The sequence below is a fragment of the Pseudoneobacillus rhizosphaerae genome (assembly GCF_917563885.1).
Classification (GTDB): Bacteria; Bacillota; Bacilli; order Bacillales; family Cytobacillaceae; genus Pseudoneobacillus; species Pseudoneobacillus rhizosphaerae.
This window is the reverse complement of the sequence record NZ_CAKJTG010000028.1, coordinates 44,733-54,983: the sequence shown is the minus strand read 5'-3', so window position 1 is coordinate 54,983 and position 10,251 is coordinate 44,733. Positions and strand designations below refer to the sequence as shown.

11 protein-coding genes and 1 rRNA gene are annotated in these 10,251 nt (G+C 36.7%); 11 read left to right on the top strand and 1 reads right to left on the bottom strand.

Annotated features, from left to right (window positions below; translation table 11 throughout):
* Positions 1-40: 40 nt before the first annotated feature.
* The 10 genes from rrf to rsmI all read left to right on the top strand — a co-directional run bounded on the left by rrf (position 41) and on the right by rsmI (position 7,412).
* Positions 41-156: ribosomal RNA gene (gene rrf / locus LRP83_RS19395) — 5S ribosomal RNA — on the top strand.
* A 231-nt stretch (positions 157-387) separates the two neighbouring features.
* The gene (locus LRP83_RS19390; protein ID WP_290369587.1) at positions 388-591 is read left to right on the top strand and encodes a sigma factor G inhibitor Gin; all 204 of its coding nucleotides are present in this window, start codon (positions 388-390) and stop codon (positions 589-591) included.
* Between the two features lie 336 nt (positions 592-927).
* Positions 928-2,361: an aminotransferase class I/II-fold pyridoxal phosphate-dependent enzyme gene (locus tag LRP83_RS19385; protein ID WP_230498357.1), complete on the top strand. Its 1,434-nt coding sequence runs from the start codon at positions 928-930 to the stop codon at positions 2,359-2,361.
* Between the two features lie 10 nt (positions 2,362-2,371).
* A complete protein-coding gene (tmk, locus tag LRP83_RS19380; RefSeq protein WP_230498356.1) occupies positions 2,372-3,001 on the top strand; it encodes a dTMP kinase in 630 nt (209 codons plus the stop codon).
* A gap of 110 nt (positions 3,002-3,111) precedes the next feature.
* A complete protein-coding gene (gene darA, locus LRP83_RS19375; RefSeq protein ID WP_230498355.1) occupies positions 3,112-3,441 on the top strand; it encodes a cyclic di-AMP receptor DarA in 330 nt (109 codons plus the stop codon).
* Positions 3,442-3,461: 20 nt separating this feature from the next.
* Positions 3,462-4,466 carry a DNA polymerase III subunit delta' gene (gene holB, locus LRP83_RS19370; protein WP_230498354.1) on the top strand — a complete coding sequence of 335 codons (1,005 nt, stop codon included), beginning with the start codon at positions 3,462-3,464 and terminating at the stop codon, positions 4,464-4,466.
* Entirely contained in the window at positions 4,459-5,286 is an 828-nt protein-coding gene (locus LRP83_RS19365) for a PSP1 domain-containing protein (RefSeq protein WP_230498353.1), read from the top strand. Before holB ends, LRP83_RS19365 begins: the two co-directional genes overlap by 8 nt.
* Before the next feature lie 12 nt (positions 5,287-5,298).
* Positions 5,299-5,676: a DNA replication initiation control protein YabA gene (gene yabA / locus LRP83_RS19360; RefSeq protein ID WP_230498352.1), complete on the top strand. Its 378-nt coding sequence runs from the start codon at positions 5,299-5,301 to the stop codon at positions 5,674-5,676.
* A gap of 60 nt (positions 5,677-5,736) precedes the next feature.
* Entirely contained in the window at positions 5,737-6,477 is a 741-nt protein-coding gene (locus LRP83_RS19355) for a tRNA1(Val) (adenine(37)-N6)-methyltransferase (RefSeq protein WP_230498351.1), read from the top strand.
* A 53-nt stretch (positions 6,478-6,530) separates the two neighbouring features.
* Positions 6,531-7,412, top strand: coding sequence for a 16S rRNA (cytidine(1402)-2'-O)-methyltransferase (rsmI, locus tag LRP83_RS19350; protein ID WP_230498350.1), 882 nt, complete (start codon positions 6,531-6,533; stop codon positions 7,410-7,412).
* 55 nt (positions 7,413-7,467) lie between these two features.
* On the opposite strand, the gene abrB is transcribed toward rsmI, so the two are convergent.
* Entirely contained in the window at positions 7,468-7,752 is a 285-nt protein-coding gene (gene abrB / locus LRP83_RS19345) for a transition state genes transcriptional regulator AbrB (RefSeq protein ID WP_230498349.1), read from the bottom strand.
* Positions 7,753-8,258: 506 nt separating this feature from the next.
* Here abrB and metG point away from each other — a divergent pair.
* Complete coding sequence (gene metG, locus LRP83_RS19340) at positions 8,259-10,214, top strand: methionine--tRNA ligase (RefSeq protein ID WP_230498348.1); 1,956 nt, start codon at positions 8,259-8,261, stop codon at positions 10,212-10,214.
* Positions 10,215-10,251 lie beyond the last annotated feature (37 nt).

Below are 10,251 nucleotides of genomic sequence, written 5' to 3'. Positions count from 1 at the left end.
AGTTTTTGCGTAAGCAAATAACATTTCCTTATGAATACAGTCTGGTGGCGATGGCAAGAAGGTCACACCCGTTCCCATACCGAACACGGAAGTTAAGCTTCTTTGCGCCGATGGTAGTTGGAGGATTCCTCCTGTGAGAGTAGGACGTCGCCAGGCAAATTAAAGAGCAACCCAATTGGGTTGCTTTTTTGTGCATAATAAAATGGTTACTGTTACTATTTTTTTAAAAAGGATAAGTAATCTCATGATAAATCTGCGTATAGACATACACCTAATGAACAATTGCATCATACAATAGTATTCAAGTAACCTATCGACGTGAATTTTCAAATTATTTGAATAGAATCGTTAATATTGAGCACACTAGGGGTATGGAGGTGGAGTATTTTGAGTTCGCTATTAACAGAAAGACAGATTGGGGAAAGTTGTGTCATTTGTGATCAAATGAAATGGAAAGGAATACATTTATACACTTCATTTATCTGCACTGACTGTGAACAAGATTTAATTCAAACCGAGACCGATCACCCTAAATATAAACATTACTTAAAACAACTAAGAAAAGTAACAACACCAGAGATTTTTTCATGAATGCTTTTATAAAGTCCGCAAAGGGCTTTTTTTTTATAGAATAAGAAAGTATAACTTTTTTTGACTTCGAGAATTGTCCAGCTCCAGCGCCCAGCGTCTAGTGGATTTCACACTCCTCCCTACGATAAGTCAACATCGAATCGCAAAAAACGCGATTCGTGTTTCCTTTATCTCAGTCAAAGTGCTCCAGTCCATACGCCGCTAAACGGGCGCTTGCGCTTTTCTTATAAAGAAATTGTCTAAATAATGTAGATATATTGAGATAATTCTCATTAGATGGGATTTTCCTCAACTATTTGATAAAATGAATGAGACAATTTAAAAGGATGTATGAGTATGGATCACAAAAGGACTCCTCTTATGGAGGCATTGAAGCAGCATAATAAAATAAGGCCAATTTCCTTCCATGTTCCAGGGCATAAAAACGGAGCCATTTTCCCACAGCAGGCTGGACAGTTTTATCAACCTTTACTATCAATAGATGTTACCGAGCTTACGAATTTGGATGATTTACACTCACCAGAAACAGTCATTCAAGAAGCGGAAGCTTTATTAACTGATTTTTATCAATCAAAGCAAAGCTATTTCTTAATTAATGGTTCAACGGTCGGAAACTTAACCATGATTTTAGCCTCCTTTAAAGAGGATGATATAGTTTTTGTTCAAAGAAATTGTCATAAATCCGTTTTGAATGGCCTAAAATTAGCAAAGCTAAAACCTATTTTTATTGAGCCTCATTATGATGAGGAGTGGAGGGTTCCAACTGGAATTTCTAAAGCTTCCATAGAAGAGGCTTATAAAGCCTATCCTACTGGTAAAGGAGTTATCCTAACCTATCCAAATTATTATGGTTTTGCTTTTGACATAAAATCCATTATTGATTTTTGCCATTTGCACGATTTAGTGGTATTAGTAGATGAGGCACATGGTGCTCACTTTATTGCTGGAGATCCATTTCCCCCCTCAAGCTTACAGCTAGGGGCAGACATAGTTGTGCAGTCAGCACATAAAACCTTACCAGCTATGACGATGTCGGCTTTCCTACATGTTAATAGTGAACGGATAGCTAGAGACAAGGTACGTTTCCTTTTACAGGCTTTACAGTCTAGCAGTCCATCGTATCCTTTAATGGCCTCATTAGACATTGCACGAAGCTATATTGGCACTTACAGTGATATAGATAAGGAATATTTGAAACAACAAATTAAGGCATTTATTACTGAACTAAAAGGAATCACTTCTATAAGTGTCCTATATCATTCAACAGGTGGGGATATCCTTAAAATAGCGATTCAGTCGAATAGAGGCTTAAGTGGGTATCAAATTCAAAAAAATCTTGAGTCAGTGGGAGTTTTTTCAGAGCTTGCTGATCCATACAATGTGCTTCTTGTTTTTCCTTTACTTAAAAGTGAAGTAGAATTCCATTTGTTTGAGATAACCAATCTATTTAAGAAGGCACTAGAAGAAACGGACGAGCATATTCATTCAGATAGATTTATTTCACAAAAGGCCAAACAGACATTTACTAGTTTAATGGTTGGGTATAAGATCCAAGAAGACACACCTTGTAGGGTTATTCCAATTATAGATTCGATTGGAAAAGGCTCTGCGGAGATGGTTATCCCATATCCTCCTGGGATTCCATTATTAATGGAAGGTGAGGAAATAACTGAAGATAAGATTGAAGAGTTACATCAGCTCATGAATCTTGGTGCAAGATTTCATGGTGGGGCTTACTTAGCAGAACAAAAAATAAAGGTATTTGAGTGAGGAACGAGTAATGAATAGAGGAATGTTTATTTCGTTAGAAGGTCCTGAAGGGGCTGGTAAAACGACAATTATTAGTATGTTAATGACTGAATTAAAGCTCCGAGGCTATCAGGTGTTACAAACCCGAGAGCCTGGCGGTATAGAGATAGCTGAGAAGATTAGAAATGTTATTTTAGATAAAAGCCACACGGCAATGGACCCACGAACAGAGGCGTTACTATATGCGGCTGCAAGAAGGCAACACTTAGTAGAAAAAGTAGATCCAGCGCTTGAAAGTGGAAAAATTGTCCTATGCGATCGCTTTATCGATAGTTCGTTAGCTTATCAAGGACATGCACGTGGTCTTGGAATAGATGATGTGTATTCTATCAATCAATTCGCTATTGGAGACCAAATGCCTGACCTTACCATTTATTTTGACATTGACCCAGTGATTGGTTTAAATCGTATCAATCAACACGACAATCGCGAGGTAAATCGGTTAGATTTAGAAGATATTCAGTTTCATTATAAGGTGAGAGAGGGATATGAGCTTTTGTTGAAGAGGTTTCCTGATAGGATGAAGAAAATAGATGCAGCAGACCCGTTAGAGGTTGTTTTTTCAAAAGCGAAGGATTTGATTCTTTCAAGCCTAAAGTAGTACAGTTATTAGAAAATTTAGTATTTTAATGAGGATTAGCCATGTATCGTTTAGAGATACCTGTTATAATATAGTAACAGGTAATCCTAAATGAAAAGGGGTTGGATGATATGAAATTAATTCTAGCTGTAGTACAGGATCAGGATAGTAATCGCCTATCTGCACAGCTTGTTAAACATAACTTTCGTGCAACAAAGCTTGCAAGTACTGGTGGGTTCCTAAAATCAGGTAACACGACCTTTATTATTGGTACGGAGGATATTCGTGTAGACAAATGTCTCCAGATAATAAAAGAAAACTGCCAATCAAGAGATCAGCTTGTAGCACCTGTTTCTCCTATGGGAGGTAATGCAGATTCCTATGTTCCTTATCCAGTTGAGGTAGCAGTAGGTGGTGCTACGGTGTTTGTATTACCGATTGAGCATTTTCATCATTTTTAAAACGTTAGTGAGTGATCATTTTGGTCAAAACTTGGGAGCAACTTCAGGAGCTTCAACCAATTGTGTTAAAAATGTTAAAAAACAGCTTAGAGAAAAATCGAGTGGCTCATGCCTATCTATTTGAAGGGGCAAGAGGTACTGGGAAAAAGGATTTTGCCTTTCTATTAACTAAGGCACTACTCTGCCTTGCTCCTATAGAAAATGTTCCATGTGAAACATGTATAAACTGTAAACGCGTAAATCATGGCAATCATCCTGATGTCCATTTAGTAGAGCCTGACGGATTGTCAATTAAAAAGGGACAAATTAAGGCGTTACAAGAGGAGTTTTCTAAAACAGGGGTTGAATCAAAGAAAAAGTTTTATCTTGTGACTCATGCCGACCGAATGACTACAAACGCTGCTAACAGCTTATTAAAGTTTTTAGAGGAACCAAATTCACAGACAGTTGCCATTCTAATGACCGAACAAATACAGCAAATACTACCAACTATTATCTCAAGATGTCAAATTTTATCGTTTCAACCACTTTCCTCAGAGAAAATGCTTGAAAAGCTTGTTGAATTAGGAGTAAAAAAGGAACAAGCTCCTTTATTAGCTTCTATGACTAACAACATAAATGAAGCATTTGCATTAAATGGGGATGATTGGTTTGCACAAGCGCAAAAAATAGTGGTAAAATTGTATGAGGTGCTTAGAAGGGGTTCACTGGAGGCATTAGTATTCCTCCAGGAAGAATGGTTCGGGCACTTTAAAGAAAAAGAGCAAATCGATCGTGGCTTAGATTTACTTCTTTTAATTTTTAAGGATTTACTATATATACAAGTTGGGAAATCAGACCAAGTTGTTTTCGTTAATGAGCGGCAGCGATTAGAACATTTTGCATTTACTTGCTCTCCTAACAGCCTTTCTAGACAATTATCTGCGATACTAGAGGCTAAAAGAAAATTGCAATCAAATATGAATCCCCAATTATTAATGGAGCAGCTTGTGTTGAATTTGCAGGAGGGATCTTCTTTTGTATGATGTTGTAGGCGTACGCTTTAAAAAAGCAGGTAAAATATACTACTTTGATCCCGGTGAAATATCTATTGAAAAGGACGATTTCGTCATTGTTGAAACCGTTCGTGGAGTAGAGTTCGGTAGATGCGTTATCGCTCCCAAACAAGTTGGCGAGAATGATGTCGTACTCCCGTTAAAAAAGGTTCTGCGCATTGCAGACCAAAAAGATCGGATGATTGTGGAAGAAAATAAACAAGCAGCACATGATGCATATCAAGTGTGTAGTGATAAGGTGAATGAGCATGACCTTGATATGAAGCTTGTTGATGTAGAATATACATTTGACCGAAACAAAGTCATTTTTTACTTTACTGCTGATGGACGAGTTGATTTCCGTGAACTAGTAAAGGATTTAGCGGCCATTTTCCGGACACGAATTGAGCTGCGTCAAATTGGTGTAAGAGATGAGGCAAAAATGCTCGGCGGAATTGGACCTTGTGGAAGAATGCTTTGTTGCTCTACTTTCTTAGGAGATTTTGACCCAGTGTCTATTAAAATGGCAAAAGATCAAAACTTATCTTTAAATCCTACCAAAATTTCAGGATTATGCGGTCGATTAATGTGTTGTCTTAAGTATGAGAATGATGAGTATGAAGCAGCTAAGGAGCAACTACCAGATCTTGGGGAAATCGTTCAGACATCATTAGGTAGAGGTAAAGTAGTTGGTTTAAATATATTAGAAAGAGTACTTCAAGTACAATTCAAGGACCAAGAACGAGTTCTAGAATACACTCTTGAAGAAATTATTAAAGAGGGCGCTGTTTCATTACAATCCACAGATTAAGAGGTGGAGAACGTGGATAAAAAAGAAATTTTTGACTCCGTAATTAATATGGAAACACAAATTGGTCAATTATATACCCAGCTAGGTGAGTTAAAGCAACATTTAGCAGAGATTTTAGAAGAAAATAACTCACTGAGGCTAGAAAATGAACATTTAAGACGCCGACTTGATCAAACAACAGTTCCCAAAAAGGCTAAGACCCAAAAAGGGCTAAAGCCCAATAATGATAATGTTGTAGAGATAGAGGATAAATCGATTGATATTGGTGAAGGCTATGACAATCTTGCTCGGCTGTACCAAGAGGGTTTTCATATCTGTAACCTCCATTTTGGAAGTCCACGTAAAGAAGGCGACTGTCTTTTCTGTTTATCATTTTTGAATAAAAAATAAGGAGGCTGCTTCATAAGTGAAATGCTTATGAGTCAGCTCCTTTTTTTTGGAGGTTAGATAATGGTTGAATTAAAGGGTGACGAGAGGCTAGACTATTTACTAGCTGAAGAATTACGTATTATTCAAAGTCCATCGGTATTTGCCTTTTCTTTAGATGCAGTACTTCTGTCTAAGTTTGTTTATGTACCGATTCAAAAAGGAACCTTAATTGATTTATGTAGTGGTAATGGTGTTGTTCCCTTATTTTTAAGCACTAGAACAAAAGGGAATATTACGGGTGTGGAAATTCAAGAACGATTGTTTGATATGGCATGTAGGAGTATTGAATATAATCAACTAGAATCAAGAATAAATATGATTCATGGTGATATTAAGGAAATAGCAAGTCAAATTGGTCACGGTAAATTTGATGTTGTAACTTGTAATCCACCGTACTTTCCGACCCCTTCTCAGGAGGAAATTAACAAAAATGAACATTTAGCCTATGCCCGACATGAAATATTATGCACATTAGAGGATGCGATTAAAGCTTCAAGCCAATTGGTGAGAGCAGGTGGTAAAGTAGCATTTGTCCATCGTCCAGGTAGGCTAATGGACATTGTCTCACTAATGAGGAAATATAAGCTTGAGCCAAAGAAAATTCAATTTGTCTACCCAAAGCAGGGAAAAGAGGCAAATACATTATTAGTTGAAGCCACGAAAAATGGTAGCCCGGACCTAAAAATATTGCCTCCACTATATGTCTATACTGATAACAATGAGTATACAGATGAGGTTAAAAGAATCTTATATAATGAATAAAGTCAATTAAGTCCAAATGATTACATATATAATTGAAGGATTGGGTGGTTAGTTTGTGGCAACAAAAAAGCTTTGAACATGAGCAGGACAAAGGAATATTGTATTTAGTTCCAACACCTATCGGTAACCTAGAAGATATGAGTATGAGGGCAATTAGAATCCTAAAAGAAGCGGATTGGATCGCTGCTGAGGATACAAGAAATACAAAAAGGCTATGCAATTACTTTGAAATTGAAACCCCACTCATTAGTTATCATGAACATAATAAAATGCCGAGTGGATATAAAATTATTGAGAAATTGAAGGAAGGGGCGAAAATTGCGTTAGTAAGTGACGCTGGGATGCCGACAATCTCAGATCCAGGCAATGAATTAGTAGCATTAGCAGCTGAAAATCAATTAACGGTAGTTCCATTACCAGGAGCAAATGCGGCACTCACAGCATTGATCGCATCTGGATTATCGACACAGCCCTTTTATTTCTATGGTTTTTTAGATCGTCAAAAAAAGACAAAACGCAAAGAACTCGAGCAATTAGCAACGATAACTTCCACTTTCATTCTTTACGAATCACCACATCGGTTAAAGGAGACATTAGATTTAATGGAGGTAGCTCTAGGTGATCGAAAAATCGTCCTTTGTCGAGAGCTTACCAAAAAGTTTGAAGAGTTTATTAGAGGGACAATTTCTGAGGTAAGAGAGTGGGCTTCTATTGATGAGATACGAGGAGAATTTTGTATCCTTATTGAAGGTGCAAAAGAAAGTCTGGAACCAGTTGAAATGAATTCTTGGTGGGAAGCATTAAATGCCAAGGAACATGTTGAACATTATATTTCAGTAAAAGGAATGACATCTAAAGAAGCAATAAAACAAACGGCAATAGACCGTGGCTTACATAAGAGAGATGTTTATCAGGAATATCATATAAATGAATAAATCTCAACAAAAAAAGTAGCTTCCTTTATGCACGAAGCTACTTTTTATTATATGATTATTTCGCTACAGTAAAAGCGTTTTGAATTTCATTTAATAATTGCTCTGCGCCTTCAGGGCTTAGAATTAATTTTCCACCAGCAAGAGAAATATTGTTATCAGAAACTTCACCAGTTACTTGACAAGTCATATTCGGCTTATATTTCTTCAAGATAATACGATCATCATCTACATAAATTTCTAAAGCATCTTTCTCAGCAATACCTAAAGTACGTCTTAATTCAATCGGAATAACTACACGTCCAAGTTCATCAACCTTACGAACAATACCTGTGGATTTCATTTTTTACAATCTCCTCTCCAAATGTGAAGCATCTATATCTGGTTTATCTTTCGTCATTATTCGACAAATTCTGTGCTAAATTTATAATACCAGTGTTTCCCATATACGTCAATTATTTTTCAACTGAAAAAATATGTAAATTTTATGAAGTGTGAAAATATCCAATTGTATCAACGGTTAAGAGGGGATGTGGTACAAGAAATTATGAAATTGCCATTTTAAAAAATGGGAATTAATCTACCATAAAAGTTATGCTTATATATAATCATTCGACAAAAAGCAACAAAGTTCCCGTTGGGTTCGACAATATAAGATTCGACAAGAGTGGAATCTTTTTGAGGGAATTACAGGTGGTAATATATCCCTTTATTGAGTTCCCTTTCTTTAATCAAGTTGCTTTCACTATTTTGTTTGCACTATTTACTTTTTTTAGGTATATTTTGTTGATATAAGAGGTTATGATGACGTATATCTAAGCGTTTGTAGAAATATAGGAGGGAATTCAAATGGAGGAAAAGTTAAAAACGTTTTACATTACAACTCCGATTTATTATCCGAGCGGTAATTTACATATCGGCCATGCTTATACGACAGTAGCGGGTGACGCGATGGCGAGATACAAGCGTTTACGTGGTTTTGACGTTATGTATTTAACTGGAACAGATGAGCATGGGCAAAAAATTCAACGCAATGCTGCGGAAAAGGGGAAATCACCACAACAATATGTGGATGAAATCGTTTCTGGAATACAAGATTTATGGAAAAAGTTAGATATTTCTTATGATGACTTTATCCGCACAACAGAAGACCGTCACAAAAATATTGTCGAGAAAATATTTGCAAGATTGATTGAACAAGATGATATTTATCTTGACCATTACGAAGGCTGGTATTGTACTCCTTGTGAGTCATACTTTACAGATCGTCAGCTCGTTGATGGTAATTGTCCCGATTGTAGTCGCTCCGTTGAGAAAGTGAAGGAAGAATCATACTTTTTTAGAATGAGTAACTACGCAGATAGATTGCTGAAGTTTTATGAAGATAATCCTGACTTCATTCAACCAGAATCGCGCAAAAATGAAATGATTAATAATTTTATTAAACCAGGTCTAGAGGATTTAGCGGTTTCACGTACTACCTTTGATTGGGGAATTAAAGTCCCAGGTAATCCAAAGCATGTCATTTATGTTTGGATTGATGCGTTATCCAATTACATTACAGCACTAGGCTATGGAACAGATAAAGATTCAAAGTACTTAAACTATTGGCCAGCAGACGTCCATTTAGTAGGGAAGGAAATCGTTCGCTTCCATACCATTTATTGGCCAATCATGTTAATGGCTCTAGATATTCCTCTTCCTAAAAAGGTATTCGCACATGGATGGTTATTAATGAAGGAAGGAAAAATGTCTAAGTCAAAGGGTAATGTAGTAGACCCTGTAATGTTAATCGACCGTTATGGCTTAGATGCTTTACGTTATTATCTGTTAAGAGAAGTTCCGTTTGGCTCAGATGGTGTTTTCACACCGGAAGGCTTTGTAGAACGTATCAACTTTGATTTAGCCAATGATTTAGGAAATTTATTGAACCGTACAATAGCGATGATAAATAAATATTTTGATGGCGAAATTCCAATATACAATGGTTCAGTAACCGAATTCGATGATTTACTTTTACAAGTCAATAATGATACGGTAACAAAATATGAGGATGCCATGGAAAAAATGGAGTTCTCGGTTGCATTGACAAATGTCTGGCAACTCATTAGCAGAACGAATAAATATATTGATGAGACACAGCCTTGGGCATTAGCAAAAGATGATTCGAACCGTGAACATTTAAGTAGTGTAATGGCACACTTAGCGGAATCATTACGTAGAACAGCTATTTTATTAAAACCATTTTTAACTCAAACACCAGATAAAATTTTTCAACAATTAGGGTTAGTGAATGAAAGTGAACAAACATGGGAAAGTTTACTGAATTTCGGGGCAATAAAAGCTGGTACTAGGACGGTAAAAGGTGAGCCTATTTTCCCTCGATTAGAGCTGCAAGAAGAGGTTGATTATATAAAAGGGCAAATGCAAGGGGCTGTCCCACCAGCGGTAACTGAAGTAGCAGAAGTAAAACCTGAAGTAGAGGAAATAACGATTGATGACTTTATGAAAGTTGATTTACGAGTTGCCCAGGTTACTCATGCAGAGCCGATTAAGAAGGCAAATAAATTACTAAAATTACAACTTGATTTAGGATATGAGAAAAGACAGGTTGTTTCAGGTATTGCTGAGTTCTATAAGCCAGAGGATTTAGTAGGTCGAAAGGTTATCTGTGTTACAAACTTAAAGCCTGTAACGTTAAGAGGAGAGCTTTCGGAAGGAATGATTTTAGCAGGGTCTAAGGATGGCAGCTTATCCCTAGCAACCATTGCGGAATCGTTACCACTTGGATCAAAGGTAAAATAGTAACGTATTCATCATCATTAGAGGGAATGTTTCACGT